The sequence below is a fragment of the Nocardioides luteus genome (assembly GCF_000960475.2).
GTDB lineage: Bacteria > Actinomycetota > Actinomycetes > Propionibacteriales > Nocardioidaceae > Nocardioides > Nocardioides luteus_A.
Genome location: NZ_JZDQ02000008.1, coordinates 1 through 25,619 on the forward strand (window position 1 = coordinate 1; position 25,619 = coordinate 25,619).

26 protein-coding genes are annotated in these 25,619 nt (G+C 71.9%); 10 read left to right on the forward strand and 16 right to left on the reverse strand.

What is annotated here, in order from left to right; all coding sequences use genetic code 11:
• Window positions 1-383: 383 nt before the first annotated feature.
• From UG56_RS06850 to UG56_RS06860, 3 genes are all read right to left on the reverse strand, one after another.
• Window positions 384-644, reverse strand: coding sequence for a hypothetical protein (locus UG56_RS06850; protein ID WP_045548045.1), 261 nt, complete (start codon window positions 642-644; stop codon window positions 384-386).
• Window positions 641-862, reverse strand: coding sequence for a hypothetical protein (locus tag UG56_RS06855; RefSeq protein ID WP_045548046.1), 222 nt, complete (start codon window positions 860-862; stop codon window positions 641-643). Before UG56_RS06855 ends, UG56_RS06850 begins: the two co-directional genes overlap by 4 nt.
• A gap of 74 nt (window positions 863-936) precedes the next feature.
• Window positions 937-1,722 (reverse strand): sigma-70 family RNA polymerase sigma factor, encoded by a 786-nt coding sequence (locus tag UG56_RS06860; RefSeq protein ID WP_256206474.1) that lies wholly within the window; start codon window positions 1,720-1,722, stop codon window positions 937-939.
• A gap of 188 nt (window positions 1,723-1,910) precedes the next feature.
• Here UG56_RS06860 and UG56_RS06865 point away from each other — a divergent pair, with 188 nt between their 5' ends.
• Both UG56_RS06865 and UG56_RS06870 read left to right on the forward strand, forming a co-directional pair.
• Window positions 1,911-2,681 (forward strand): SDR family oxidoreductase, encoded by a 771-nt coding sequence (locus UG56_RS06865; RefSeq protein ID WP_045548048.1) that lies wholly within the window; start codon window positions 1,911-1,913, stop codon window positions 2,679-2,681.
• Window positions 2,678-3,667: a UDP-glucuronic acid decarboxylase family protein gene (locus tag UG56_RS06870; RefSeq protein ID WP_045548049.1), complete on the forward strand. Its 990-nt coding sequence runs from the start codon at window positions 2,678-2,680 to the stop codon at window positions 3,665-3,667. Before UG56_RS06865 ends, UG56_RS06870 begins: the two co-directional genes overlap by 4 nt.
• Here UG56_RS06870 and UG56_RS06875 read toward each other — a convergent pair.
• From UG56_RS06875 to UG56_RS06905, 7 genes are read right to left on the reverse strand one after another with little or no spacing between them, the layout of a single operon-like run.
• The gene (locus UG56_RS06875) at window positions 3,630-4,547 is read right to left on the reverse strand and encodes a glycosyltransferase family 9 protein (protein ID WP_045548050.1); all 918 of its coding nucleotides are present in this window, start codon (window positions 4,545-4,547) and stop codon (window positions 3,630-3,632) included. The genes UG56_RS06870 and UG56_RS06875 overlap by 38 nt on opposite strands.
• Window positions 4,544-5,869, reverse strand: coding sequence for a D-glycero-beta-D-manno-heptose 1-phosphate adenylyltransferase (gene rfaE2, locus UG56_RS06880; protein ID WP_084100654.1), 1,326 nt, complete (start codon window positions 5,867-5,869; stop codon window positions 4,544-4,546). Before rfaE2 ends, UG56_RS06875 begins: the two co-directional genes overlap by 4 nt.
• Entirely contained in the window at window positions 5,869-6,480 is a 612-nt protein-coding gene (locus tag UG56_RS06885) for a D-sedoheptulose-7-phosphate isomerase (RefSeq protein WP_084100657.1), read from the reverse strand. The genes rfaE2 and UG56_RS06885 overlap by 1 nt, the downstream gene beginning before the upstream one ends.
• Entirely contained in the window at window positions 6,477-7,727 is a 1,251-nt protein-coding gene (locus tag UG56_RS06890) for a glycosyltransferase (protein WP_071326923.1), read from the reverse strand. Before UG56_RS06890 ends, UG56_RS06885 begins: the two co-directional genes overlap by 4 nt.
• Window positions 7,727-8,749: a glycosyltransferase family 9 protein gene (locus tag UG56_RS06895; protein WP_071326946.1), complete on the reverse strand. Its 1,023-nt coding sequence runs from the start codon at window positions 8,747-8,749 to the stop codon at window positions 7,727-7,729. Before UG56_RS06895 ends, UG56_RS06890 begins: the two co-directional genes overlap by 1 nt.
• Window positions 8,746-10,245 carry an HAD-IIIA family hydrolase gene (locus UG56_RS06900; protein ID WP_071326924.1) on the reverse strand — a complete coding sequence of 500 codons (1,500 nt, stop codon included), beginning with the start codon at window positions 10,243-10,245 and terminating at the stop codon, window positions 8,746-8,748. Before UG56_RS06900 ends, UG56_RS06895 begins: the two co-directional genes overlap by 4 nt.
• A complete protein-coding gene (locus UG56_RS06905; protein WP_045551973.1) occupies window positions 10,242-11,906 on the reverse strand; it encodes a carbamoyltransferase family protein in 1,665 nt (554 codons plus the stop codon). The genes UG56_RS06900 and UG56_RS06905 overlap by 4 nt, the downstream gene beginning before the upstream one ends.
• A 134-nt stretch (window positions 11,907-12,040) precedes the next feature.
• On the opposite strand from UG56_RS06905, the gene UG56_RS06910 reads away from it, so the two are divergent.
• From UG56_RS06910 to UG56_RS06930, 6 genes are all read left to right on the forward strand, one after another.
• Window positions 12,041-13,003 carry a glycosyltransferase gene (locus tag UG56_RS06910; RefSeq protein ID WP_071326925.1) on the forward strand — a complete coding sequence of 321 codons (963 nt, stop codon included), beginning with the start codon at window positions 12,041-12,043 and terminating at the stop codon, window positions 13,001-13,003.
• Window positions 13,004-13,101: 98 nt separating this feature from the next.
• Entirely contained in the window at window positions 13,102-15,111 is a 2,010-nt protein-coding gene (locus UG56_RS06915; protein ID WP_045550605.1) for a catalase, read from the forward strand.
• Window positions 15,112-15,200: 89 nt separating this feature from the next.
• Window positions 15,201-15,443, forward strand: coding sequence for a hypothetical protein (locus UG56_RS06920; RefSeq protein WP_045550604.1), 243 nt, complete (start codon window positions 15,201-15,203; stop codon window positions 15,441-15,443).
• 40 nt (window positions 15,444-15,483) lie between these two features.
• Window positions 15,484-15,627 carry a GPGG-motif small membrane protein gene (locus tag UG56_RS28250; protein ID WP_008361769.1) on the forward strand — a complete coding sequence of 48 codons (144 nt, stop codon included), beginning with the start codon at window positions 15,484-15,486 and terminating at the stop codon, window positions 15,625-15,627.
• Between the two features lie 102 nt (window positions 15,628-15,729).
• Window positions 15,730-15,978 carry a hypothetical protein gene (locus UG56_RS06925; RefSeq protein WP_045550603.1) on the forward strand — a complete coding sequence of 83 codons (249 nt, stop codon included), beginning with the start codon at window positions 15,730-15,732 and terminating at the stop codon, window positions 15,976-15,978.
• Between the two features lie 13 nt (window positions 15,979-15,991).
• Window positions 15,992-17,191: a cytochrome P450 gene (locus UG56_RS06930; RefSeq protein ID WP_045550602.1), complete on the forward strand. Its 1,200-nt coding sequence runs from the start codon at window positions 15,992-15,994 to the stop codon at window positions 17,189-17,191.
• A gap of 5 nt (window positions 17,192-17,196) precedes the next feature.
• Here UG56_RS06930 and UG56_RS06935 read toward each other — a convergent pair whose 3' ends face one another.
• The gene (locus UG56_RS06935) at window positions 17,197-17,829 is read right to left on the reverse strand and encodes a MerR family transcriptional regulator (RefSeq protein ID WP_045550601.1); all 633 of its coding nucleotides are present in this window, start codon (window positions 17,827-17,829) and stop codon (window positions 17,197-17,199) included.
• An 88-nt stretch (window positions 17,830-17,917) separates the two neighbouring features.
• Here UG56_RS06935 and UG56_RS06940 point away from each other — a divergent pair, with 88 nt between their 5' ends.
• Window positions 17,918-18,469: a DUF4188 domain-containing protein gene (locus UG56_RS06940; protein WP_045550600.1), complete on the forward strand. Its 552-nt coding sequence runs from the start codon at window positions 17,918-17,920 to the stop codon at window positions 18,467-18,469.
• On the opposite strand, the gene UG56_RS06945 is transcribed toward UG56_RS06940, so the two are convergent.
• The 5 genes from UG56_RS06945 to UG56_RS06965 all read right to left on the reverse strand — a co-directional run bounded on the left by UG56_RS06945 (window position 18,466) and on the right by UG56_RS06965 (window position 24,358).
• Window positions 18,466-20,184: an MFS transporter gene (locus tag UG56_RS06945; protein ID WP_045550599.1), complete on the reverse strand. Its 1,719-nt coding sequence runs from the start codon at window positions 20,182-20,184 to the stop codon at window positions 18,466-18,468. The genes UG56_RS06940 and UG56_RS06945 overlap by 4 nt on opposite strands.
• Window positions 20,181-20,888 carry an LppX_LprAFG lipoprotein gene (locus tag UG56_RS28255; RefSeq protein ID WP_045550598.1) on the reverse strand — a complete coding sequence of 236 codons (708 nt, stop codon included), beginning with the start codon at window positions 20,886-20,888 and terminating at the stop codon, window positions 20,181-20,183. Before UG56_RS28255 ends, UG56_RS06945 begins: the two co-directional genes overlap by 4 nt.
• A gap of 71 nt (window positions 20,889-20,959) precedes the next feature.
• Window positions 20,960-22,048 (reverse strand): FUSC family protein, encoded by a 1,089-nt coding sequence (locus UG56_RS28260; RefSeq protein WP_045550597.1) that lies wholly within the window; start codon window positions 22,046-22,048, stop codon window positions 20,960-20,962.
• A gap of 71 nt (window positions 22,049-22,119) precedes the next feature.
• Window positions 22,120-23,310 (reverse strand): MFS transporter, encoded by a 1,191-nt coding sequence (locus tag UG56_RS06960; RefSeq protein ID WP_045550596.1) that lies wholly within the window; start codon window positions 23,308-23,310, stop codon window positions 22,120-22,122.
• Window positions 23,311-23,431: 121 nt separating this feature from the next.
• Window positions 23,432-24,358, reverse strand: coding sequence for a LysR family transcriptional regulator (locus UG56_RS06965; protein ID WP_045550595.1), 927 nt, complete (start codon window positions 24,356-24,358; stop codon window positions 23,432-23,434).
• 115 nt (window positions 24,359-24,473) lie between these two features.
• Here UG56_RS06965 and UG56_RS06970 point away from each other — a divergent pair, with 115 nt between their 5' ends.
• Window positions 24,474-25,601 (forward strand): FAD-dependent monooxygenase, encoded by a 1,128-nt coding sequence (locus UG56_RS06970; RefSeq protein WP_045550594.1) that lies wholly within the window; start codon window positions 24,474-24,476, stop codon window positions 25,599-25,601.
• The last annotated feature ends 18 nt before the right edge of the window (window positions 25,602-25,619 follow it).

Here is a 25,619-nt window from a genome sequence, read left to right on the forward strand (position 1 = left end):
CCGCCGGCGGCAAGACCAATCTGGAAGACGGTGCGCTGCTGTGTCTGCATCATCACCGGTTGGCCCACAACCCGGCCTACCTTCATGAACGACTACCCGATGGCACGATCCGGTTTACCCGCAGGCCCTGAACCAACCGCGCCATGGCCACACCGCCACCCCTTTGGTCGGTGGTTCCACCGTCGTCCAGCTTCGACCTCAGTCGAAGCCGCGGGCGCGCGGGGAGGCATGAGTCGCCGGCGGCGTGACTGCCAAGACTCCCGAGTCGAACCCGACCGGATCGGCTGCGCCGGACCCCGCCGGGAACACCTCCGCACAAGGGTCGGCGGCTGCCGGCCCAAGGAGCCGACAGCCGCCGAGTGGTCCAACGACGATGAGTGGGACTACGGGTGCGGCCGGGAGACGTACGCCGTGGACGTACGTTCGAGGTCGTCATCGGCCGCCGGAGGGGCTGTGGTGCGCGCCCGGTGGTCGCCGGTATGGCCGAAGGGGTGCGGCATGGTGCCGATCCGCTCGCGTGCCATGCCCAGGGTCACCCCCGCTCCGTCACGGAGGGTCTCGTAGGTCGCGGCGGGGTAGCGGCCGACGATGTAGCCGGCTACGCCGCCCAGGGCGAAGGTGAAGAGGTTTCGTTTCGTCCTCACTTCTTCCGACCTCCCTTGAACTTTCGCAGCAGGGCGTCGGTGCCCTTCTTGCGGATGGCGGTGGTGACGACGGTCATCAGGACCGGGACGAGGACGGCGGCGACAGCCGCGATCCGCTTGCCCCAGGACGACTCCTGCCACTTGGTCTTGGGCGTGCCGTTCCACAGCGAGCGCTGGGCGGTGTCGTCGCGCTCGCCGGTGATCGTTGAGTACGTCATGCCAGATCTCCTTCGTGTGTCAGACGGCTGTGTGGGGCGACTGTCGAGGTCCCCGTACCCGTCGTGGATGCGGGTCATGCGGCGATACCGACGCCCTCGAGCTGCTCGCGCAGCTCGTCGATGATCCTGGTCAGGATGCGGGAGACCTGGGTCTGGGTGACGCCGATGGCCTCGCCGATCTCGGCCTGGCTGCGGTCCTCGATGAAGCGCAGCCGGACGACGAGCTGGTCGCGGGGGCAGAGCACGTGGATCGCCTGCTCCAGGGCCAGACGGGTCTCGCAGTCGGCGAGTCCGCCGTCGATGCCGGGCAGCATGTCGCCGATGGTGGCCTCCGAGGAGGACTGGGACTCGCTCGAGCGCAGCGGGGCGTCCAGGGAGGAGGGGGTGAAGCAGCCGCGGGCGTCGAGAGCCTCGCGTACCTTCTGCTCCGGGACGTGCGCGATCTCGGCCAGCTCGGAGGTGGGCAGGTTGCCTCGCTCGGAGCCGATCCGCAGCAGCGTGCTCTGCAGCTCCTGGATGGGACGCGGCGGACGTACGGTCCAACCGTGGTCGCGGAACCAGCGCTTCACCTCACCGCGGATCGTGGGTACGGCATAGGTGAGGAAGTCGTCGGCGCGGTCGGGGTGGAAGCTCTTCGCCGCCCGGACCAGGGCGATGTACGCCACCTGCTCCAGGTCGGCGCGGGGGATGCCGCGTCCGGTGTAACGGTGAGCGATCGAGCGGGCGACCGCTGCGTTGAGCAGGATCACCTCTTCGAGAATCCGATCCTTGTCCTCTCCTTCCGCCTGGTATGCCTCTGCCAGCAGCTCTGCGGTCAGACGCTGGCGCTCGGCTCGGGGTAGGTCCGTCTCGAAAGTCATCGTCGTCATGGGTGGTTAGTGCCCGGATCGAGCCCTCCCCAACGGCTTCGGCGCCAAGTTCACCCTCGTGGGTGTGCCTCTTCGCCGCCGCAACCACCCTTTCGGGTGGGAAGTGGACCGGCCGGGCTGTGGCAGGTGGCTGCGGGTACCGGTGCAGATGTACGGACAAACGCGCTGGGAGGAACACCATGAACGAAACGTTCGGCATGAACGGTCTCGAGGGCAGGGTTGCGCTGGTCACCGGCGCCGGGAGCGGGCTGGGACGGGCCACGAGCCGGATGCTCAGTGTCTCCGGAGCGTACGTCGCGGTCAGCGACCGGGACCCCGACGCTGCCCAGGAGACCGTCGAGCTGATCCGTGGCGAACCCCGGCGCGGCGAGACCGAGGCCGTCGACCTCGATGTCACCTCACCCTCGGCGGTCGAGAAGACGGTCGCCGACCTCTCGCAACGGTTCGGGGCCCGGTTCGACCTGCTGATCAACAACGCCGGCACCGACCGCGGCTCGGACCTCGTCGACATCGAGGACGACCAGTGGGACGGCGTCTTCGGCGTCAACGTGGACGGCCCGATGCGACTCTCCCGTGCCTTCGTACGCCACCGCCTGGCGCTCGAGGACGGACCGGCCCAGCCCGTGGCCGACATCGTCAGCATCGCCTCGATCAGCGCCCTGACGGTCGGGTCCGGCGCAGCCGCGTACAACTCCTCCAAGGCGGCGCTGCTCAAGCTCACCGAGGTGATGCAGACCGAGGCGCGCGAGCGCGAGTGGCCGGTCCGGGTGAGCGCGATCAACCCGGCCGCGATGGCCACCCCGATGATGGACCAGTGGGGCCTGCCGCCGGAGCGGATGATGGACCCGAGGATCGTGGCGGAGCTGATCCGGTTCGCGGTCACGCTCCCCGAAGAGGCCTGTCTGCAGAGCGCCGTGGTGATGCTGCGCAACGAAGGCTATCCGCGATGAACGACTGGGAAGAGTCGTTGTGCGGTGCCCGCGTGGTGGTCACCGGCGGGGCCGGCTTCGTCGGATCGTGGGTCAGCGAACGGCTGCTCGACGCCGGTGCCGAGGTGTGGATCGTCGACAACCTGCTCACCGGCTCGGCCGACAAGATCGAGCATCTCTTCGGCCGTCCCGGCTTCGCGATCACCCTCGCCGACGTCAGCCACGCGATCCCCGACCCCGGTGGTGTCGACCTGGTGATGCATCTGGCCTGTCCGGCCTCACCGGTGCACTACCAGCGGCTTCCCCTGGAGACACTGAAGGTGGCGAGCGAGGGCACGGTCAACGCCCTCGAGCTGGCGTCGCGTCACGGCGCCCGGTTCGTCCTCACCTCGACCTCCGAGGTCTACGGTGAGCCCGAGGTGCACCCGCAGCGCGAGGAGTACTGGGGCCACGTCAACCCGATCGGCCTGCGCAGCGTCTACGACGAGGGGAAGCGGTTCGCCGAGGCGACCACGATGGCCTATGCCCGTGAGCGGGGCGTCGACGTCGCGGTGGCGCGCCTGTTCAACACCTACGGCCCCCGGATGAGCCTGGACGACGGCCGGGTCGTGCCGGCCTTCCTCGGCCAGGCACTGAGCGGGGAGCCGCTGACGGTCGCCGGTGACGGCTCGCAGACCCGCTCGCTGTGCTGGGTCGAGGACACCGTCGAGGGCCTGCTGCGGCTCGCCTGCGCAGACGTGGCGGGACCGGTCAACATCGGCAACGACCACGAGGTCACCATGCTCGAGCTCGCCCGGCTGATCATCGAGCTGACCGGGTCCGACTCGCGGATCCATCACGTGGCGCTGCCGGCGGACGACCCGCACGTACGCCGCCCGGACCTCACCCGTGCCCGGCTGCTCCTCGGCTGGGAGCCGGAGATGTCGCTCGAGGAGGGGCTCAAGCGTACGGCTCGGTGGCGGGAGGACGTCACCGACCCGACAGCAGACGCAACGCCGCGTCGTTGACCTCGTCGACCCGTAGGCGCAGGAGCGCCGGGTCGGGTACGTCGGCGTGCGGGTCACCGGGACCGTCGCCGTGCCAGAGCGCGATGTGCGGGCCCGGCGGCGGCCCCCAGACCGAGGGCGGGGTCGGCCCGAACAGGACCACCGAGGGGGTGCCCAGGGCTGAGGCCAGGTGGGCGATCCCGGTGTCCCCGCTGATCAGCAGCCGAGCCGCGCCCACCAGGGCGGCGAGCGCCATCAGATCGGTGCTGCCTGCCAGGTTCGCCGTGGCCGGGAGACCGGCGCGGGAGCGTACCTCCTCGGCCAGATCGTGCTCGGCGGGGGAGCCGGTGACGAGGACGGGGGCGCCGGTCAGGGTCATCCGGGTGGCCACGGCCGCGAACCGGTCGGGCGGCCAGCGGCGGCTCGCGGAGGCCGCGCCGGGATGGATGAGGATCGCGTCCCGTTCGGGTGGCGGGTCCAGGTCGGGAGGCGGGAGCCGGAGATCGTCGGGGTCGGCGTCGGCCCCCAGCGTGGTGGCGAGCAGCCGGCACCAGCGGTGACGCTCGTGCTCGGCCGGGTCCCACGCTGGCCCGTCGGGTTCCTCGAAGCCGATCAGACGCCGGGGACCGAGAGCCCGGAGCAGGTTGCGGGAGGCAGGCCCGTTGCCGTGCAGATCGATGGCGACGTCCGGAGGCGGGCCGGTCCAGGCGACCGGCTCGAGCTCCTCGGTGGCGATGACCTGATCGACGACGGCGGCCAGGGTGATCAGCCGGATCTGGGACGCGGGCGCGGCCAGCACGATGTGATGGTGCGGCAGGGCCCGCCGGAGCATGCGCAGCGCCGGCACTCCGGCGAGCAGGTCGCCGAGCCCGAGCGCGCGGTAGACCAGCGCCGTCCTCATCGGTGGGGAACGGCCCTGGCGGTCTCGATCAGCGCGGTGGTGGAGTGGCCCTCGTGGAAGGGGACCACGACCGTACGGCCGCCCCAGGTGGCCACCAGGTCGCTCTCGGGGAGGCTGTCCTCGTCGTAGTCGCCGCCCTTGACCCAGATGTCGGGACGGACCTCGGCGAGCACGTGCGCGGGCGTGTCCTCGTCGAAGAGGACGACGTCGTCGACGCAGTCGAGCGCGGCCAGCATCCGGGCGCGGTCCTGCTCGGGGACGACCGGGCGGTCCGCGCCCTTGAGTCGGCGGACGGAGTCGTCGGAGTTGAGGCACACGATCAGCCGGTCGCCGAGCCGGCGTGCCGCCTGGAGGGTGGCGACGTGCCCGGCGTGGAGCAGGTCGAAGCATCCGCCGGTGGCGACGATCGTGCGGTCCTTGCTGCGCCGCTCGACGGGTGTGAACGCGGCTGCTCCACCCGAGGCCACGAAGTCGCCGGCAGCCTCGACGGCGGTCTTCACGGCCGCCTCGGTCGCCGTCGTGCCGGTGAGGCTCGCCGTCACCGTGGCCGCGAACCGGTCACCGGCCCCGCAGGTGTCCTGGCGTCCGACGCGGCGGGCGGAAATCTCCACCGGCGCTGCTGCCTCGCCCTCGGCCAGGACGGCACCTTCCGAGCCCAGGGTGACGCAGACGGCGCGAGCCTGCCAGGCCTCCACCAGCGCGGTGGCATGTTCGCTCGCACCCGTGTCGGCGGTCTGACCGGCGAAGGCGGCGGCCTCGGCCCGGTTGGGGGTGGCGAGACGTACGCCGGGGACCGGGATGTCGCCACGCGGGTGGGGGTCCCAGACGACGGGCGTCGAGGTCGTGGCGGTCACGCTGCTCAGGGCGCGACGGAGGTTGGCCACGCTCGACATCCCCTGGCCGTAGTCGGAGAAGAGGACGGCGTCGGCCGACCCGATCGCGTCGAGCGCATCGAACGGAACCGGCTCGATCGAGCCACAGCAGCCCTCGTCGAGCCGAGCGACCGGACCCCGATCGGCGATGATCCGGCGCTTGACCGGGGTGCTGCCGTCCTGCGGCACGGCGAGGACGGTGACGCCCGCGTCGCGGCACAGCTCGTGGATCCGTGAGCCCGCCGCGTCGGCCGCCAGCGCAGTCACCAGGACGACGTCGTGACCGTCGGCGGCGGCGAGGGCCGCCGCCAGCCCGGCCCCGCCGGCACGGAATCGCTCGCGCGGACGGTCGATGACCGGCGCGTCCGCCTCCGGCAGCCGGCGGCGTACGTCTCCGGTGACGTCCACGTCGAGCAGCACGTCGCCGACGACGACCATCCGGATAGCCATCAGAGCACCTCCAGGTCCTCGACCGAGGGCCGTGCCGGCTCCCCGACGCCGAGCTCGCGGTCGAGCGCGGCGCACATGATGTGCAGTGCGACCAGGTGCATCTCCTGCACGGTGGCGGTGTAGCGGGCGTCGACGGAGCAGTGCTCGTCGGAGAGGTCGGCCAGCGGGTTGGGGACCGGCCCGGTCATCGACCACACCTGCAGCCCGGCCCGGCGCCCGCGACGGGCGGCCGCGAGCAGGTTGCCGCTGCGACCGCTGGTGGACATCAGCACGAGGACGTCACCCGGCCGCCCGTGCGCCTCGACCTGCCGGGCGAAGAGCTCCTCGGGCGGGTAGTCGTTGCCGATGGCGGTCAGGCTGGACGTCTCCGCGGAGAGGCAGATCGCCGAGAACGGTGCGCGGTCCTCGCGGTAGCGGCCGACCAGCTCGGCGGTCAGGTGCTGGGCCTGGGCGGCGCTGCCGCCGTTGCCCGCGGCGAGGAGCCGGCCGCCGGCCTCGAGGACCGCGGCGAGGCGTACGCCCCACTCGTCGGCGATGTCGACACAGCCGCCGAACTTCTGCAGGGTCTGGCTCAGCTCGGCGAGATGCTCGTGAGCGCACGGGGTTGTCATCGGACTGCCTCCTTCGCATCGATGGCTCCGTTGGAGCGGCGGGATCGGGGGGATCGGGCGGTTCGGGTGACCCGCTCGTAGAGGTCCTCGGTGGCAGCCAGGACGTGGCGCCAGTCGTAGCGCTCGACGGCACGTCGCCGGCCGGCGTCGCCGTAGCGCCGTCGGCGCTCGGGATCGCGCAGCAGGGTGGCCAGGACGCGGGCGAGCTCGTCGGGTCTTCTCGGCGTCACCAGGTCGCCGGTGACCCCCGGGACCACGGTGTCGAGGAGCCCGCCGACGGCCGTGCCGACCACCGGGCGGCCGCAGGCCATCGCCTCGAGCGGCACGATCCCGAAGGGCTCGTACCAGGGCACGGAGACCACGGCGTCGCTGCTCCGGATCAGGCCGGGCACGTCGTCCCGGTCGGCGCTGCCCAGGAAGATCGTCCGGTCGGCCACACGGTGGTGTGCCGCGATCTCCCGCAGCCGCATCGCCTCGGGGTCGGAGTCGAGGTCCCTGCGTGCCGGACCGCCGGCGATGACCAGCTCGACGTCGAGCCCCTCGTCGTGGACGAGCCGGCCGAGCGCCTCGATGACGTTGCCGATCCCCTTGCGGGGCACCATCCTGCCCAGGACCAGCAGCCGCAGGCGGTCGGCGAGCACGCCGGGTCCGGGCCGGAACCGGTCGGTGTCGACACCGCAGGGGATGACGGTCGCGCGGCCGTCGGGCAGGCCGAGCCGGCGGAGCTCGCGGACCTCGTCGGTGCAGGTCGCGATGACCGTGTCGGCCTCGACGCACAGCCGGCGCTCGTGCCCGATCCGCTCCGGCGGGCTGGTGTCCGCGCTGCCCTGCTGGCGGCGCTTGACGGAGCCGAGCGCGTGGAAGGACTGCACCAGCGGTACGCCCAGCTCCCGGACACCGGCGAGCGAGGCGAGCCCGCTCATCCAGAAGTGCGTGTGGACCAGGTCGGGCGGCTCGAGGAGCCACGCCTCCTGGAGCCGCCGGGCCAGCTCCGGGATGTAGGGGAGGAGGTCGTCCTTGGCCACCTCGGCCGGCGGCCCGGCCGGGACGTGCTCGACCACGTAGCCGTCGGTCCGCACGCGCGCCGGCGTGCTGAGGTCGTCGCGCCTGGTGTAGACGGTCACCTCGTGGCCGTCATCGGCCAGGCCTGCGGCCAGGGCGGCGACATGGACGTTCTGGCCACCTGCGTCCTCACCTCCCAGGGCGGCGAGGGGATTGGCATGTTCCGAGACGAGTGCGACGCGCATCAGCGGCTCCTTCCCACGGTTTCGGATGGACGTACGCCGAGGGTGCCGAGCGCGGTGAGCACATCGTCGGGCGTGACCTCGGTCAGGCACGGGTGACCCGGGACGGGGCACTCGCGAGCGCGGGTGTCGCGACAGGCGGCGTTCTGGTCGCCGAGGAGCACCCGGTCGACGCCGTAGGGTGCCCAGCGCTCGGCGCTGATCGTCGGGGCGTAGAGCGAGACGACGGCGGTGCCGACGGCGGCGGCGAGGTGGGCGGGGCCGGTGTTGCCGACCACGACCGCCTCGGCCTGCGCGAGCACGCCGGCGAGCTCGTCGAGGCCGAGGGACCCGCCGAGGTCCGTGCCGGTCTCGCCGGCGACGTACGCGGTCAGCGGCTGCTCCTCGGGGCCACCGGTCACGACCACACCGAGGCCGAGCAGCCCCAGCTGGTCTCCGAGGTCGCGGAAGTGCTGTGCCGGCCAGGCGCGGGCGGGTGCCGAGGTGCCCGGATGGAGGACGACGTAGGGAGGGTCCACCGGCGGCGGTCGGTGAGCGGCGCGGACCGCCAGCCGGCCGTCGTCGCCGGCGGGCAGCCGGCCACCGCACGCGGTGGCGACGGCGAGCGCCCGCTCGGGCTCGGGGATGTCCTCCTCAACCCGCACCCGATGGTCGAGCAGCGAGCCGGGATAGTCGGTGCTGACCGCGCCGATCCGGCCGATCCCGGCGAGCCTGGCCACGAGTGCGGTGGGCAGCGGCGACTGGTGGAAGCTGGTGAGGATCACGGCCCGGTCGAACAGCCCGGTCTCGAGCCGCTTGCGGAGCAGCTCGACGTCGTCGGGGTCGACCGGCGGCGGGTCGGCGAGGATCCACGGTGCCTCCCAGCAGAGCACCTCGTCGACCCCCGGCAGCAGCTCGGCGGCCTCGCGGCCCCGCGGGCCGCACAGCATCGTCACGTGGTCGCTGGTCGCGGCCATCGCGCGCACGGCCGGCCCGGCGAGCAGCACGTCGCCCATCGAGTCCAGGCGTACGACAAGGGTCCTCACCACGCGCCTCCCAGGATCTGGTCGACGGCTTGGACGAGGCCGGCGGCCGAGCGTGGGGCGGCGTCGACCTCCTCGCGGCGCGTCTGCGTCGTCGGGACCAGGAAGCCGTGCACGCCCGCGTGCGTCGCGGCGTCCATGTCGCTGCCGATGTCCCCGATCATCACCGCGCGGTCCGGGTGCACGCCGGTCGTGGCGAGCGCTTGTTTGAGCAGGTCAGGGGAGGGTTTGCGGCACGAGCACTGGTCGTCGGGGGAGTGCGGGCAGCGGAGCACCGCCTCGAACGGACCGAGCAGCTCGACGACCCGCTCGTCGACGGCGTCGGCCTGCGGCTCGGAGATGATGCCGCGGCCGATACCGGACTGGTTGGTCACGATCATCAGCCGGACCCCCTCGGCCCGGAGCCGGTCGAGGGCCTGACGGACACCGGGCAGCGGACGCACCAGGTCGGGGTCGCCGTTGTAGGGAACGTCCTCGACCAGGGTGCCGTCGCGGTCGAGCAGGACCAGCTCCGGGATGCCTCGCCACGGCGGAGCGCCGTGGTGGAGACGTACGCCCCGCAGCAGGTGCCACGTCGCGGCGGCCGGGATCGCGGCGCTGGTCAGCAGCATCCGCCGGATCTCACCGGCGGTCATCGGGCCGGAGGCGATGCGGTGGCGGGCGAACTCGGCGGTGCCGGCGAGCCAGCCCAGCGTGCCCGCCGCCGCGAGCGACCGGCGCCGCGACAGCAGTCCGGCGACGGCGGCCACGCCTGCCGCCGTGATCGCCAGGTGTGTCTTCCGGCGCCCCTCGGGAGCCTTCGCGCGCTCGTGCCAGCCGGGCCCGTGGACCGCTCGCATCAGGATGTCGTCGGCGTTGCCCGCCTGGGCCCGCAGGCTCGCCCAGTCGTCGGAGGGCCGCACGGGATGGGTCACGTGCCGGCTGCCGGTGACGATCCGGCCACGCTCGGCGCCCAGGCGCAGGGCCAGGTCGGCGTCCTCACGGAAGGCCCGGTGGAACCGCTCGTCGAAGCCGCCGACCGCGGCGAGCCGGTCGCGGCGGTAGCTCATGTCGGCGGTGATCCACGCCGACGTCTCCAGGCTCGCGGTGCTGCGCTCCCAGTCGGTGGGGCGGCGCCCCTCGGGGAGCGGGACCGTGAGGCGCCCCTGGCTGCCGACGATCTCCTGCTCGGGGTAGTCCTCGAGCAGACGCAGGTCGGCGATGAGGTCGCGATACCAGGACACGTCGGGCACCACGTCGTCGTCGAGGAACGAGATCCAGCGGGTGCGGGCGTGCCGCCAGCCGATGTTGCGGGCGCGGGCCGGACCGCCACCTCCGGTGCGGACGACCTCGACGTCGATCGTCCGGTCCCCGAGGACCAGGTCGTCACCGTCGGGACGGTCGTCGGCCACGATCACCGGATGGTGCAGCGGCACGGTCTGCTCCGCCAGCGCGTCCAGCAGCGTCCACAGGCTGTCGCGGCCCACCGTCGGGATGACGATGGTGGTGTCGATGGTCATCGGAACGTCCCTCCGCGGCGTACGACGAACGGGCCGATCGCGAGCAGGTCGATCGGTGCGGACCCGAAGCACTCCAGCGCGTCCCGCGGCGAGTCGACCATCGGCCGTCCCGCGGTGTTGAGGCTGGTGTTGACCACGACGGGCAGCCCGGTCCGGGCCTCGAACTCGGCGAGCATCTGTGCCACCAGGGGTTCCTCGGCGGGATCCACGGTCTGCACCCGGGCGGTGCCGTCGACATGGGTCACCGCCGGGATCAGGGCGTGCCACTCGGCCGCGACGTCGTGGACGAAGAGCATGTACGGCGAGGGCAGCGGCCCGCGCTCGAAGATGTCCGCGGCCCGCTGGGCGAGCACCATCGGTGCCACCGGCCGGAACTGCTCGCGGCCCTTGACGTCGTTGATCCTCTCCAGGTTCTCCTGGCGTCCGGGATGGGCGAGCAGGGAGCGGTGCCCGAGCGCGCGCGGACCGAACTCGCTGCGCCCCTGGAACCACGCGACGATCCCGTTGCCGGCCAGCGTCTCGGCGACGGTGGCGGCGAGGTCGGCCGGCCGCTCGTAGGAGACCCGGGCGGTGCTCAGCGCAGCCTCGATCTCCTCCTCGGACCAGCCACGCCCGAGCGCGACGCCCGGCATCGGCTCGAGGACGTCGCCGTTGTCGGCCGCGATCTGCAGGGCGGCGCCGAGCGCCGTACCGGCGTCGCCGGCCGCCGGCTGCACCCAGATGTTCTCGTAGCCGCTGCGCTCGACCAGCCTGGTGTTGGCGACGCAGTTGAGGGCCACCCCGCCGGCGAGCGTCAGATGGCTGCCGCCGGTCTTCCCGCGCAGCCACCGGGCCAGCTCGACCAGGACCTCCTCGAAGCGCAGCTGCACGCTCGCGGCCAGGTCGGCGTGGTCGGCGGTCCAGTCCTCGCCGGGCCTCAACCGCGGCGCGAGAGCGGACCAGTCGATGGGCTCGGTGATGAACCCGCCGTCGCCGGTGAGCCGGATCCGTTCGGTCAGCTCCTCGATCCGGTGACCGCTGGCCGCGAACGGCTTGCCGTAGGAGGCGAGCGCCATCACCTTGTACTCGTCGTTGGCGCGCAGGAACCCCAGATGCTCGGTGAGCTCCTCGAAGACGAGGCCGAGCGAGTGCGGCAGCTCCTGGCTGCGCAGGGTCGTCAGCGACCCGTTCGCGTCGTAGGTGCCGGCCAGATGACTGTGGCACTCGCCGCGCCCGTCCAGGACGAGCACGTCGCTGCCCTCGGCGACGTAGGGCGAGGCCAGCGCCGCGGAGGCGGCGTGGGCGACGTGGTGGGGCACGAAACGTACGTCGGCCCGGTCCAGGCCGGGGAGGATGTTGGTCAGGAAGTCCGGTGCATGGGCGGCGTACGCCTGGCGCAGGCCGTCCCACGGGTCGTGCAGCCCCATCTCGTCCGCCGGCCGGGCCAGGGAGCAGTCGTAGGAGTAGGCGACGGCGTCCAGGTCACCGGGCTCGAGCCCGGCCTCCTCCAGGCACCATCGGATCGCGTGGTCGGGGAGCTCCCACGCCGCGAACGGCACCGGCCGGTGGCCGTGCTTGCGGCGCGAGAAGCGCTCCTCCTCGGCCGCCGCGACCGTCCTGCCGTCGATGACGAGTGCTGCGCTGGGGTCGTGGAAGAGGGCGTTGACGCCAAGGACCTTCATCTGTGCTGCCTTCCGGACCGGATAGGGATGCGAAGTGCTTCCCGTACCCGACGCGAAGCGCTTTGAGTCGCCTCGCGGCGGAACTTGTCTCGCTCCGCCGCATCACCGAAGGTGCTCCCGGGCACCGATGGGGAATGAGAATCCTGATCTGGCACGTGCACGGCTCCTGGACGACGGCGTTCGTGCACGGCCGCCACGACTACCTCCTCCCGGTGACGCCCGACCGCGGTCCCGACGGTCTCGGCCGCGCCCGCACCTGGGAGTGGCCGTCGTCCGCCCGCGAGGTCGCCGCCGACGCCCTCGTCGAGGAGGAGGTCGACGTCGTCGTCCTGCAGCGCCCGCACGAGGTCGACCTGGCCGAGCGGTGGCTCGGCGGACGACGGCCGGGACGCGACATCCCCGCGGTCTACCTGGAGCACAACACCCCGGCCGGCAGCGTCCCCGACACCCGTCACCCGATGGCGGGCGGCGACATCCCGATCGTGCACGTGACCGGCTTCAACGACCTCGTCTGGGACTGTAGCGGCACCCCGACCACCGTGATCGAGCACGGCATCGTCGACCCGGGCCGCCGCTACACCGGTGACATCGAGCGCGCCGGTGTGGTCGTCAACGATCCGGTACGCCGCGGCCGCTCGGTCGGCGCCGATCTCCTTCCGGCGCTGGCCGAGGGCGTCGGCGCCGACGTCTTCGGGATGCGCGTCGAGCAGCTGCCCGCGTACCAGGGGCTGCGGACGTACGAGAACCTCTCGCAGGAGGATCTGCACGACCACCTCGCGCGGCGTCGCGTCTATGTCCACCTCAACCGCTGGACCTCGCTGGGGCTCTCCCTGATCGAGGCGATGCACCTCGGCATGCCGGTCGTCGCCCTCGCCACGACCGAGACACCGCTCGCGGTCCCTCATGAGGCGGGCTACGTCACCACCCGCCGAGACGAGATCGTCCCGGCCGTACGCCACCTGATGAAGGATCCCGACGTCGCCGAGGAGGCCGGGCTGATCGGGCGCCGGCACGCCCGGCGCCGCTACGGCCTCGACCGGTTCCTCGACGAGTGGGACGACGTGCTCCGCTGGGTCGCCAGCGGCAGCGCCGGCTGACGCAGGCGCGCCCGAGCGCGCCCGGGCACCGTGCGGGCATCGTGCGGCCCGGGTGCGGGTACGGGAGGTAAAGACCTGTACCCGACCGAAGGACCGCCATGACCGACACGCCGAGCTCCGGTGCCCCCGACCAGACCGAGTGGCTGACCACCTCGGGCGGTGTGCGCCTGCGGGAGACCGACCGGTCCCTCAAGGCGGGCGAGCGCGGCCCGACCCTGCTCCAGGACCACCACCTGCGCGAGAAGATCACCCACTTCGACCACGAGCGGATCCCCGAACGCGTGGTCCACGCCCGCGGCGCCGGCGCGCACGGCACCTTCACCGCGTACGGCACCGCCGAGACGGTCACCAGCGCCGGCTTCCTCGCCGAGGGCCGCGAGACACCGGTCTTCGTGCGCTTCTCCACGGTGCTGGGATCGCGCGGCAGCGCCGACACGGTGCGCGACACCCGCGGGTTCGCGACCAAGTTCTACACCGAGGAGGGGACCTTCGACCTCGTCGGCAACAACATCCCGGTCTTCTTCATCCAGGACGGCATCAAGTTCCCCGACATCATCCACGCCGGCAAGCCGCACCCCGACCGGGAGATCCCGCAGGCCCAGTCCGCGCACGACACCTTCTGGGACTTCGTCTCCCTGCACACCGAGGCCCAGCACCACACCCTGTGGAACATGTCCGACCGCGGCATCGCCCGCTCCTACCGGATGATGGAGGGCTTCGGCGTCCACACCTTCCGGCTCATCAACGCCGCGGGGGAGACGAGCCTGGCCAAGTTCCACTGGAAGCCGAAGCTCGGCGTGCACGGGCTGCTGTGGGAGGAGGCCCAGATGCTCGGCGGCTTCGACCCTGACTTCCATCGCCGCGACCTCGCCGACGCGATCGAGGCCGGCGCCCACCCCGAGTGGGAGCTGGGTGTCCAGGTCTTCCCGGACACACCCCAGCAGACGTACGAGGGCATCGACCTGCTCGACCCGACCAAGCTGGTCCCCGAGGAGATCGCGCCGGTCCAGACGATCGGCCGGCTCGTCCTCGACCGGAACCCCGACAACTTCTTCGCCGAGACCGAGCAGGTCGCGTTCCACGTCGGCAACCTCGTCCCCGGCATCGACGTCACCGACGACGCGCTGATGCAGGCGCGGCTGTTCTCCTACGTCGACACCCAGCTGACCCGGCTCGGCGGGCCGAACTTCAACCAGATCCCGGTCAACCGGCCGCACGCGCCGGTCAACGACATGCTGCGCGACGGGTTCCATCAGGACGAGGTGCACCGTGGGGTCGCGCCCTACCACCCGAACTCCCTCGACGCGGGCTGCCCGTTCCTGGCCGGTGACCCGCAGGGAGCCTTCCTGGACAACCCGGTGAGGGTGCCCGAGACGGCCAAGCAGCGTGAGCAGCCGGCCTCGTTCGACGACCACTTCAGCCAGCCGCGCCTCTTCTGGCTCTCGATGACGCCGGTCGAGAAGCAGCACATCGTCGCGGCGTACGCCTTCGAGCTCGGCAAGGTCCACGAGCCGGCGATCCGGGAGCGACAGCTCCAGTGCCTGGCCGAGATCGCCCCCGACCTGTGCGGCGGCGTCGCCGCCGCCCTCGGGCTGACGGCGCCCTCGCCGAAGGGCGAGCTCGCCGACCCGGACCCGAGCCCGGCGCTGTCGATGCTCGGTGGCTCCTACCCGCCGGACGGCCGGACAGTCGGGATCGTCGTCGGCCCGGACAGCCCGGCCGAGGAGATCGACGGGCTGTGCGCGGCGCTTCGCGGGTCGCTGATGATGCCGATGGTCGTCGCGCCGACGGCCGCACCGCTCGGCGGTGACGTGGCCGTGCAGCGTACGTTCTCCACCGCTCGCTCCGTGGAGTTCGACGCGCTCGTGGTCGCCGACGGCGCGGCCGCCGTCGGCTCGGACCCGCACGTGATGCTGCTGGTCGAGGAGATCTTCCGGCACGGCAAGGCGCTGCTGGCCTGGGGGAACGGCGTCGAGGTGGTCGCCACCGCGGGGATCGCGGTGCCGGCGCCCGGCGTCAAGGCCGAGGAGTCCAGCTCGATCGCCGCCGCCGAGCTTCCCGATCTCCTCGGTGCGCACCGCTCGTGGGAGCGGTTCGCACTCGCCTGAGGGTTTCCCGGGACGGGAGGTTTGCGGTCGCGCGGGGGTGGGTACCGGCAGGGCTGTACGCAAGAGAGAACTCATGAGGAGTGATCCGCATGACCACGAAGAGCGTTGAGACCGGAACCGTCACGGGAACCCCTGACAAGGACTACAACCTCATCTGGTTCACCGAGGCCTGCCTGGACAACGCGCTGCGTCTGGACACCTACATCCAGGACGCGCGCCGCTCGAAGGACAGCGACCTCGAGGACCTGTTCCTCCGTGCGCAGGCCAACTCCGTGCAGGGTGCCGAGGAGGCGAAGGCCCTGCTCCGAAGCCGCTTGGACGGAAACGTCTGAGCTTCCCCCCGCAACAACTACACACCGAGGTGAGATCACAATGGCACTACTTCTATGGCTGATCGCGGCAGTCCTGGTGATCGGCGGCATCCTGGCGCTGGTCCGTGGCCAAATCCTGTGGGGAGCTGTCCTCATCGTGGTCGGTCTGTTGGTCGGCCCCGGTGGGGTGAGCATCTTCACCTAGACACCGTGCGGTCCGGTGCCCCTCGTGGGCCCCGGGCCGCGTGGTGTCCGTGTGAAGTCCGGTGACGAAGTCCGGTGACGAAGTCGATGGAAAGGACCCACCATGGGTAAGTGCGCCACGTGCGGCAACGAGTACGACGAGAGCTTCGAGGTCACCACGGCCTCGGGTGAGCATCATGTCTTCGACTCGATCGAGTGCGCGGTCTCCGTGATCGCGCCGGTGTGCGTGAACTGCGGCACCCGCATCCTCGGTCACGGCGTACAGAACGAGCAGCACATCTTCTGCTGCGCGCACTGCGCTCACGAGGTCGGTGTGACCGGGGTGAGCGACCGGGTCACCAGCGGCTCCTGACGGCGGGATCCGGATGACCCGCGATCTCGCCGCAGACCTGCTCCGGCACGGCTACCACGCGATCCCCGACGCTCGGCGACGGGCCGGCGATCCGCCGGTCTGCCCGGTCAAGCTCCTCGGGGACGACGCCCTGGTCGTGAGCGGTCCCGCCTCCGTACGCCGCTTCTACGACACCAAGCTCATCCGGCGCGCCGGCGCGGTGCCGGCGCCGCTGGCGTTCCTGCTCTTCGGCCGTGGCGCCGTCCACGGCCTGGACGGCCCCGACCACCTGCACCGCAAGGCGCACTTCCTCGACCTGCTCGACGATGCCGACGCCACCCTCCACGACCTCGTACGCCGCCACCTGCGCGCGTCCTTCCGGGACCGTCGCGGGGAGACGGTGGGCGTGTTCACCCTGCTGTCCGAGGTCTACGGTCGTGCCGTCCTCGAGTGGGCCGGCATCTCGGTGCCCCATCCCGACCGGGTCGGGCGGCGCCTGGCCGCGATCGTCGACGGGTTCGGGTTCTCCGGCCCGTCCTACGCCTCGGCCTGGGCGGCCCGGCTCTGGGCCAACCGCTGGGCGCGCGGGCTGATCCGCGAGGCGCGGTCCGCCACGACCCGGTCATCGGCCCCGCCTTCGACGCCGGTGGAGATCATCGCCGCCTGGCGGGACCCGCACGACGAGCTGCTGCCGGTCTCGGTGGCTGCCGTCGAGCTGCTCAACGTGCTCCGGCCCGCCGTCGCGGTGGCCTACCTCGGCACCTTCGCCGTCCAGACCCTCGACGACGAGCCACGACTGCGTCCGGCGCTCGCCGAGGACCCCTCGCGGCGGCACGCCTTCACCCAGGAGGTACGCCGCCTCTTCCCGTTCGTCCCCGCGCTGGCCGGCATCGCCCGCCAGCACGCCGACTGGGACGGCCAGCCCGTCGCACCCGGCCAGCGGGTCGTCCTCGACGTCCCGGGAACCAACCTGGACCCGGGGTCGTGGACCGCGCCCTACACCTTCTCCGCCGAGCGGTTCGTCGACCGTGACGTCGACCCGTTCGAGCTGGTGCCGCAGGGCGGGGGAGACCCGGCCGAGGGCCACCGGTGTCCCGGCGAGCCGTCCACGATCGCGATGATCGCCGCCACCGTCGAGATCTTCGCCGGCGCCTCCTGGAGCGTGGTGGAGCGCGGGAGCACCTATCCGCGGATCCCCACTCGCGAGCGCCTGCGGATCCGGATCGACCAGTGACCGGGTCAGCGGCGGCCGGCGAACCGCAGGGCGCTGTGGTGCTCGTGCGCGAGGCGGCGTAGGGAGAGCAGGAACTCGCCGAGGACGACCTGGCCCAGGACCATCTGCTCCATCATGGCCTCGCGGTCCCGGGTGTCGTCGATCTGATCGAGGTCGTAGGCGGCGATCGCGTCGACGAGCGGGAGGTACGTCGCCGCGCCCTCCGGGTCGGTGGGGAGGCCGCTGTCGAGGATGACCTTGATGATGCCGGCGAGCCGGTCGCGCTCGGGTGCGTCCGGCCTGACCTTCGTCCACCCTGCCCGGGCCACGATCTGGTCGGCGAGCGCGCGGGTGTGCTCGTCGGGGACCTCGGGGACGGCCGTCTCGGTGCGGAGCGCGTCGCAGGCCCTGCCGAACATGTCGTGCACCGAAGCGCGGCGGTCCTGGGTGGCGTCGACCAGCGCCTTGAGCGCTCCGACCGGCACGGAGCCGACATCGCGGAGCACGCGGAGCAGGCGGAGGCGGCGTACGTGCTGGTCGTCGTAGTCGGCCAGGCGCTCGGACAGCTTCCTGCCGGGGGAGAGGAGGCCCTCGCGTACGTAGTACTTGATCGTCGCGACGCTGACGCCGGTCGTGTCGGCGAGCTCGGAGATCCGCATCGTTCCTCCGTGAAAGTGGTTGACAGTCCTGCTGGATAGGAGCACTATCCTAGACTAGATACTGTAACTATCCAGTGAGGAGACGGGAATGTCGAAGATCGCCCGGGCCTACCGGGAGGCTCCGAAGAACGTGCCGAGCGGCGTCGCGCCCGGCCACCGTGTCGCCGAGGCCGGCACCGGCGAGGTCGTCGTGTTCCTGATCGGGATGCGCGTCAACCGCTGGCGCAAGGTGCGCAGCTGGTTCCCGGTGTTCGTCGCGATGCCGCGGATGCTCGCCGAGCTCGCGAAGAACCCGGACCTCGGGCTGCTCTCGGCGCGCAGCTACTGGTCGGGGAGGGTGCTGATGACGGTGCAGTACTGGCGCAGCGTCGAGGAGCTCGGCCGGTTCGCCAAGGACCCGTCGCTCACGCACGCTCCGGCCTGGGCCGCCTTCAACCGGCGCGCGGCCTCGACCGGCGACATCGGGATCTGGCACGAGACCTACCGGGTCCCGGCCGACCAGGTCGAGACGCTCTACGGCAACATGCCGACGTTCGGCCTCGGCGCTGCGCTCGGCGCGGTCGAGCGGGCCGGCGGACGACGGAACGCGACGCACGAGCGGATGGGCTCCACTCGTCCGGAGTACGTCGAGACCCCTTAGAGCGCGGTGACGGTCTCGGTCGGCGACAGGGCCCGGGTCGGCGCGCCCCGCAGCAGGACGACGGCGAGGACGGCGGCGATCGCGGCGCTGACCGCGGCGCCGGCGAAGACGGTGTGCTCCTGGGCGATGGCGGCGCCGATGAGCAGGTCCTGGTAGTCCTCGCACATGCCGCCGCCGGTGCACACCGACGACAGCGACGGCAGGTCGGCCTGGGCGGCGTAGTAGCTGCGCAGGCCGAGCGTGGTCAGCGCCGAGATGCCGACGAGCATGCCGACCATGCGGGCCACCACGGTGAAGGACGTGGTCAGACCGTGCATCGACTGCTCGGTCGTGGCCAGGATCGAGGCGTTGACCGGCGCCAGCGCGAGACCGAACCCGAGTCCGCCGGTGACCAGCACGACCGTCGCCGACGCCGAGCGCAGCGCGTCGGCGTCCCAGCGGGCCATGAGCACGAACGCCACCGCCGCCAGCAGCATCCCGCCGCCCGCGATCACGCCGGCGGGCAGCCGCCGGGTGAGGAAGCCGCCCACGACGGCACCCACCGGTAGGGCGACCAGGAACTCCAGCAGCACCAGGGCCGCCTTCAGCTGGCTGTCGCCGTAGATGGTGGTGCGGGCGAAGAGCGGCACGTCGATCAGCGCCGCCACCAGCGCCGCCCCGACGAAGAACGAGATCAGCACCGAGCCCCAGGCGGGCATCCGGGCGAACGCGCCCCGCGGCACGATCGGGTCCTGCGCCCGGCGCAGGTGGAAGACGAAGCCCAGCAGCGCCAGCCCGCCGGCGACCAGATACCAGGTGCCCTGCTCGGAGAAGACCGCCACCTCGGGGTCGGCGGTCGCGAAGGCGAGGATCACCCCGGCCAGGGCGATCGAGAGCAGCAGCGCGCCGAGCAGATCGACCTCTTCGGTGATCCGGCCGAGCACGCGGCGTACGCCCGGCCGCAGGCCCCACTTCAGCAGGAAGGCGAGCGTGGCGACGATCGTGACCAGGCCGAGCGGGGTCAGCCAGTGCGTCGACCCGGCCGCGGGCACGTAGAGCGCACCCCAGGTCAGGTCCTGAACGAGGGCGGTCGGCTCGATCGCGAGGAGGACGAAGGCGACGCCGGCGAGGAGCAACAGCAGCAGCGCGATCAGGTCCGGCCGGAGGGACGGTTCGGCAGGGGTGCCCGAGCGGCCCAGCCGCCGGATCGCGACTGCCAGCACGACGCCGACGACGAGGTTGAGCAGGAAGATCGCCCGCCAGTCGGCGATCGCGAGCACCACCGCGCCGATGAGCGGCCCGAGCACGGAGCCGAGCTCTTGGACCGCCGAGACCAGCCCGAGCGGCACCCCACGGCGCTCGGCCGGATAGAGCGCGGCGACCAGGGCGAGGGTCGCCGGCACCAGGGCGCCGCCGCCCAGCCCCTGGAAGAACCGGCCGACCACCATCGCCGCCAGGTCCCACGAGAGCGCGGTCAGGAACGAGCCGAAGGCGAAGACCACCAGCCCGCCGACGAGCACCGGCAGATGCCCGAGGAGGTCGGCCAGCCGTCCGATCAGCGGCAGCACCGCGACATAGCCCAGCAGGAAGCCGGAGATCAGCGGTGCGGCCCGCTGCAGCTCCTCGATCGAGAGCCCGACGCCCGCCATCATGTCCGGCAGCGCCAGCACGACGACGTAGGTGTCCGCGGCGGCGAACGCCACCGCGATCGCAGCCAGCCAGAGGACCGCCCTCACGGCTTGGTGATCTCCTTCTCGACGCCGTAGTCGGTCACGTCGATCGTGTAGGAGTACGCCGCCTCGCCCTCGCCGCTGAAGTGGCCCTTGATGGTGGCCTCGGTGAGCTCGTCGGAGTCGTTGATGACGTAGGTGGCGTCGAAGTCACCGGCCGCGCCGGCGAGGATCTTCTGCACCGCGGTGGCCGGCAGCGTGCCGGTGTAGGTCGAGAGGATCTCGTCGTTGTCGGCGCCGCCGCGCACCGACTTGCCGATCTTCACGTCCTGGGTCGCGGAGAGCAGGGAGGAGATGCCGGTCTCCGGCGCGATCAGCGCCGCCGGGTCGGGTACGCCGTAGTCGGCCGGGTCGAGCTCCTGGAACGCGGTCGTGAACGGCAGCTTCGCGTAGACGACGCCGTCGACCGAGACCACCTCGACCTGCGCCTCGGCGCCCATCACGGGCACGGTCAGCGTGCCCTGGAACGCCGGCTCGCGGGTCAGGGTCCCGGTCGCCGCCTTCAGCGTCGTGATGCCCTCGGGCAGGTCGTCGGAGGCGATCGAGAAGTTGATCCCGCTCGTCTCGTCGAGGTGCTTCTGCGCCGAGGCGAGCACCTGCTTCGGCGTACGTCCCTTGGTCGGCTCCTCGTCGCCGCACGAGGTCATCACGAGAAGCGCGGCCAGAAGGGCGACGAGAGCGAAGGCGAGGCGTGGCAGGCTCAGGGGCATGCGGCTCAGAATGCCACGCCCTGCAACCGTCGTGGTGCCCAGGTGGCTCATCGGTGGTGTCGTCGGTGGCCTCATCGGTGGACGGGTCGCGGAGTCTCGATGCACCGCCGGATGGTGGTGACGATGCTGCCGGCGGTGAAGAGCTCGTCGTCGGAGGATTCGCTCACACGTACGTCGTGGATCTGATCCACCAGTGCCGCCAGAGCGGCCTGTGAGTCCACCTTGGCCTCCGGGTCGGCGGTGAGCCCGTCTCCCGACTCCACCAGATCCGCGAGGGCGAGCAGCGCCCGCGCCGTGGGAGGACGCAGCTCCGGGCCGAGCCCGAGCTGGTCGTTGCCTTCTCGTTCCTCCTCTTCCAGGAGCTGGGTGAGCTCCTCGACCAGCAGGCACACCCGCTCCAGGCTCGCCGCCTGCTCGAGCTGCCTGTCCAGGCGGTCTCGGTGGCGTTCCCGGCGCCTGTTCGCGCGGGACGCATCGAGGACGAGCTGCCTCGCGGCGCGCATGCTCTGCAGGGCGGGCTCCAGCTGCGCCAGGAGGTCGCTCCATTGGGTCTGTGTCGGTGGCGTGTCCCGTTGCAGGGCATGTGCCAGGCGCCGGAGCTGGACGAGGACCTCGCTGCGCACGTCGCTGATCGCCCGCTCCGTGGGCGCGAGCGGCAGCTGGGGGAAGAGCATCGTCATCACCACCCCGATCGCGGCGCCGATCAGGGTGAGGCCGCCGAAGGCACTCACGAACGCCACCGGATCCTCGGTCCCGATGATGAGCACGAACAGGGCGGCCGTCGGGACCCAGTGGCCCGCATCGTCGAGCCAACGCCAGGTTCCCGCGATCGTCCCCACCCCGATCACCAGCGCCACGGTCGCGGGGCTCGGCGAGAGCACCGCCCCGATGGCCAGGGCGATCGCCGAGCCGAGCCAGATGCTCACGATGCTCTGCACCGACGTACGAACCGAGCCCAGCACGGTCGACGACATCGCCACCACGGCACCCAGAGGCGCGTAGTAGGGGAACTCGCCCGCCGGCCCGGGGAAGACCGCGCCGACCCAGAAGGCGATCGCTCCCGCGACCGCCGTCGTCAGGGCCTGACCCCACGGCAGCCGACGGAGGCGCGCCCGGAGGCGAGCCGATCGCCCGGTTTCGGGTGTGACGGCAGATGTCATGGCAGGCTCCCTCGCTCGGCGACGGAGTGATCCGGTACCCGGTATGCCGGTTTCCTGACCTCCTCAGGTCCTCACGCGGTGACCGGCACGCGCCGGATGAGGACGCGACGGGTGAGGAGGGCGAGGAGGACGGCGACGGCACCGACCAGGACGACGGCGGCACCGAGGCCACCGAGGGCACCGGTGAAGGCCACGACCAGCAGCGGGCAGACGAACTCGCCGAGGAACAGCGCGGCGGTCCACAGGCCGGTGCCGCGGCCGCGCTGCTCGAAGCTGAGCCCGGACTGCGCCCAGACGAGCAGGGTGGGCAGCATCAGGCCGGTGCCGGCCGAGGCGACCACCGCGCCGAGCACGATGACCGGCACCACCGAGGTGGCACCGAGGACGACCAGACCGGCTCCGGCCAGCAGGAAGGCCAGGGGGAGCAGGAACGCGGTGCCGCGGCGGGAGACCCGGCCGAAGGCGTACGCACCGCCGGCCGTCGCGAGCGAGGCCAGCGCGGTGAACGCGCCGATGACGGGGACAGCGGTGATCCCGGCCGCGTCGAGGACGTAGGGCAGCTCCACGATCGGGGTGTAGAAGACGATGCCGCCGACGAGGGTGACCGCGCACGGCAGCGCGAGGGCACGGGCCGGCAGCGGCGGCAGGGGTGTGCGCTCACCAGCCCGTGCGGTCTCGCCGGCGGGCTGCCAGATGAGCGTCGCGGCCAGGACGAGGAAGAGCAGGCTGGAGGCGTAGAGCCAGAACGGGGTGCGCCAGTCCTGGGCGCCGAGCGCTCCGCCGAGAGCGAAGAACAAGGTCGCCGACAGCGACGCGAACACGGTCTGCATGCCCAGCCAGCGGTCGCGCTCGGTGCCGGAGAAGTAGTCGGAGATCAGCGTCGTGCAGCAGGTCATGATGGCCGCCTCGGCGACGCCTACCCCGGCGCGGCTGAGCACGATCGCGGCGAGCCCGTCGAGCCACAGCGGCGCGGTGCCGAAGACGGCATAGACCGCCAGGGCCATCAGGAGCAGCCGCTTGCGGCCGAACCTGTCCACGATGCGGCCGGCGAACGGCGCCAGCAGCGCGATCATCAGGGCCGGGACGGTGAGCGAGAGCGGCACCAGCGCGGTGGCTGCGCCGCTGTCGCCGAAGTGGTCCTGCATCCGGGGCAGGACAGGAGCGAGCAGCACCGCGCCGAGGATCGGCAGGCAGCTCATGAACATCAGCAGGAAGCCCTGGGGGCGTCCGGCTCGCCGGGACGGCGTGGTGGTGTCGGGCATGGGGTCTCCCACGGTCGGCCGAGATTGTGTGACAGCAGTCACAGAATCGTGGGAGACGCGGGAGGTATTGCGGAAGCCAAATCTGCTTCTGCTGGGTATCAGTCCGGTCGATGACGTGGGGTCAGTGCGGCTGATCCAACCGTGCTGCGGCACGCGCCATCATCCGGCGCAGCCAGCCGTGCGCCGGGTCGGCGCGGTGGGAGGGATGCCACCAGAACGCCTCCTTGAGCGGGAGTACGTCCCAGGGGCAGTCGAGGGTGCGGACGCCGGCGGCTCCGGCCAGCCGGGTGGCGAGCTGGCGCTGCAGCAGGGCGACGCGCGGTGTCCCGGCGACCAGGAAGGGCACCGGGAGGAAGCTCTCGGTCACCACGTGGATGTCGGGATCGAGGCCGATCATGCTGAGCTGGCGTACGGCTGGGGTGAACGCGGTCGGGGCGTGGTGGGTGACGACCCACGGCATCTCGGCGAGCTCCTCCATGGTGACCGCGTCGCCGACGGCGTCGTTGTCGGCGGAGACGACGAGCACCCAGCTGTCGGTGTGCAGCTCGACGGCGGGCACCTCGTGGACGAAGCCGTGGGGGAGGACCATCCCGTCGACGTGGCGCAGGGACTCCGGCGCCTGGTCGACGTCGGCATGGGTCTGCAGCTGGAACCGCAGGCGGACCCCCGGGGCCTCCCGGGCGACCTCGGTGGCGAGATGGTCGCCGAGGACGGTCGCGGAGTAGTCCGAGGCGACCACGGTGAACTCGCGTGTCGAGGTCTCGGGGTCGAAGCCGGGCTCGGCCTCGAAGACCCGTCGCACACCGGCGAGCGCCGTCGTGGTGGTGCCCCGCAGCTGCGTGGCCAGCGGAGTGAGGTCGTAGCGGTTGCCGGTGCGGACGAGGAGCTCGTCACCGAAGTGGCGCCGCAGGCGCCGCAGGGCCGCCGAGACCGCCGGCTGGCTCAGTCCGAGCCGCTCCGCGGCCCGGGTCACGTTGCGCTCCTCGAGCAGCGCGTCGAGGGAGAGCAGCAGGTTGAGGTCGAGGTTGTGGAGCGGATCGGCGGCCATGCTCTGACTATAAACACCATGTATAGGTGGGATAGGGGATCTGCTCTTCCTGAATAGTTTTGCGAGAGCGAGAGTGGTGCTCGTCACTCCACCCCCGCACTTCCTGGGAGATCTCATGCCCGCCATCAGCTCGGTTCTCGTCATCGGCGCCGGAACCGCCGGGACGGCGACCGCGATCCTGCTCGCCGAGCGCGGCGTCTCGGTCGACCTCGTCGACGCCAAGCCGGACCTCTCCGCCCTCGGCTCGGGGATCACCTTGCAGGGCAACGCGCTGCGGGTGCTGCGCGATCTCGGCGTGTGGGAGCAGGTGCGGACGGAGGGCTACGGCTACGACACCCTCGGCCTGCGCGCGCCCGACCCGGCCGGGAGCCTGCTGGTCGAGCTCGAGGACCACCGCACCGGCGGGCCGGACCTGCCGGCGACGGTGGGGATGTACCGCCCCGCGCTCGCCCGGATCCTGACCGACCGGGCCGCCGCGGCCGGCGCCAAGGTGCGCTTCGGGGTCACGCCGGCCGGCATCGAGCAGGACGAGACCGGCGTCGACGTCACCTTCGCGGACGGGTCCCACGGTCGTTACGACCTCGTCGTCGGCGCCGACGGGGTGCGGTCCTGGACCCGTCGGGCGATCGGCATCGACGTCGAGCCCGAGCCGGTCGGGATGGGGATCTGGCGCGCCTTCACCCGTCGACCGGCCGAGGTCACCCGCACCGACCTCTTCTACGGCGGCCCCTCCTACATCGCCGGCTACTGCCCGACGTCGGAGGAGAGCCTCTACGCCTACGTCGTCGAGCCGGCCCAGGACCGGGCCGACCTCTCGCCGGCGGAGGGCCTGGCGGTGATGCGCGAGCTCGCCGAGGCGTACCACGGGCCGTGGGACGAGATCCGCGCCTCCCTGACCGATGCCGAGCGGGTGAACCACACCCACTTCGAGAGCCACGTCGTCGACGGCCCGTGGAACCGGGGCAGGGTCGTGATCATCGGCGACGCCGCGCACAGCTGCCCGCCGACCATGGCCCAGGGCGCGGCTCAGGCGCTCGAGGACGCCGCCGTTCTCGGCGAGCTCCTCACCGGTCTCGACGATCTGGACGCCGTCTGGCCCGCGTTCACCGAGCGCCGGCTGCCGCGCGCGAAGGCCGTCGTCGAGGCCTCGCTCCAGCTCTGCACCTGGCTGAAGGCGCACGAGCGCGGTGACGTACCCGGCCTGATGGCCCGCGTCGCCGCCCTCGTCAGCGACCCGGCCTGACCACCTGTCTCACGAACC

Bases quoted from the DNA above. Each gene is read 5' to 3' on its own strand.
- UG56_RS06855 (WP_045548046.1), bottom strand. From the start codon at position 862: ATGACGTACTCAACGATCACCGGCGAGCGCGACGACACCGCCCAGCGC.
- UG56_RS06860 (WP_256206474.1), bottom strand. From the start codon at position 1,722: ATGACTTTCGAGACGGACCTACCCCGAGCCGAGCGCCAGCGTCTGACC.
- UG56_RS06865 (WP_045548048.1), top strand. From the start codon at position 1,911: ATGAACGAAACGTTCGGCATGAACGGTCTCGAGGGCAGGGTTGCGCTG.
- UG56_RS06870 (WP_045548049.1), top strand. From the start codon at position 2,678: ATGAACGACTGGGAAGAGTCGTTGTGCGGTGCCCGCGTGGTGGTCACC.
- UG56_RS06875 (WP_045548050.1), bottom strand. From the start codon at position 4,547: ATGAGGACGGCGCTGGTCTACCGCGCGCTCGGGCTCGGCGACCTGCTC.
- rfaE2 (WP_084100654.1), bottom strand. From the start codon at position 5,869: ATGGCTATCCGGATGGTCGTCGTCGGCGACGTGCTGCTCGACGTGGAC.
- UG56_RS06885 (WP_084100657.1), bottom strand. From the start codon at position 6,480: ATGACAACCCCGTGCGCTCACGAGCATCTCGCCGAGCTGAGCCAGACC.
- UG56_RS06890 (WP_071326923.1), bottom strand. From the start codon at position 7,727: ATGCGCGTCGCACTCGTCTCGGAACATGCCAATCCCCTCGCCGCCCTG.
- UG56_RS06900 (WP_071326924.1), bottom strand. From the start codon at position 10,245: ATGACCATCGACACCACCATCGTCATCCCGACGGTGGGCCGCGACAGC.
- UG56_RS06905 (WP_045551973.1), bottom strand. From the start codon at position 11,906: ATGAAGGTCCTTGGCGTCAACGCCCTCTTCCACGACCCCAGCGCAGCA.
- UG56_RS06910 (WP_071326925.1), top strand. From the start codon at position 12,041: ATGAGAATCCTGATCTGGCACGTGCACGGCTCCTGGACGACGGCGTTC.
- UG56_RS06915 (WP_045550605.1), top strand. From the start codon at position 13,102: ATGACCGACACGCCGAGCTCCGGTGCCCCCGACCAGACCGAGTGGCTG.
- UG56_RS06920 (WP_045550604.1), top strand. From the start codon at position 15,201: ATGACCACGAAGAGCGTTGAGACCGGAACCGTCACGGGAACCCCTGAC.
- UG56_RS28250 (WP_008361769.1), top strand. From the start codon at position 15,484: ATGGCACTACTTCTATGGCTGATCGCGGCAGTCCTGGTGATCGGCGGC.
- UG56_RS06925 (WP_045550603.1), top strand. From the start codon at position 15,730: ATGGGTAAGTGCGCCACGTGCGGCAACGAGTACGACGAGAGCTTCGAG.
- UG56_RS06930 (WP_045550602.1), top strand. From the start codon at position 15,992: ATGACCCGCGATCTCGCCGCAGACCTGCTCCGGCACGGCTACCACGCG.
- UG56_RS06935 (WP_045550601.1), bottom strand. From the start codon at position 17,829: ATGCGGATCTCCGAGCTCGCCGACACGACCGGCGTCAGCGTCGCGACG.
- UG56_RS06940 (WP_045550600.1), top strand. From the start codon at position 17,918: ATGTCGAAGATCGCCCGGGCCTACCGGGAGGCTCCGAAGAACGTGCCG.
- UG56_RS28255 (WP_045550598.1), bottom strand. From the start codon at position 20,888: ATGCCCCTGAGCCTGCCACGCCTCGCCTTCGCTCTCGTCGCCCTTCTG.
- UG56_RS28260 (WP_045550597.1), bottom strand. From the start codon at position 22,048: ATGACATCTGCCGTCACACCCGAAACCGGGCGATCGGCTCGCCTCCGG.
- UG56_RS06960 (WP_045550596.1), bottom strand. From the start codon at position 23,310: ATGCCCGACACCACCACGCCGTCCCGGCGAGCCGGACGCCCCCAGGGC.
- UG56_RS06965 (WP_045550595.1), bottom strand. From the start codon at position 24,358: ATGGCCGCCGATCCGCTCCACAACCTCGACCTCAACCTGCTGCTCTCC.
- UG56_RS06970 (WP_045550594.1), top strand. From the start codon at position 24,474: ATGCCCGCCATCAGCTCGGTTCTCGTCATCGGCGCCGGAACCGCCGGG.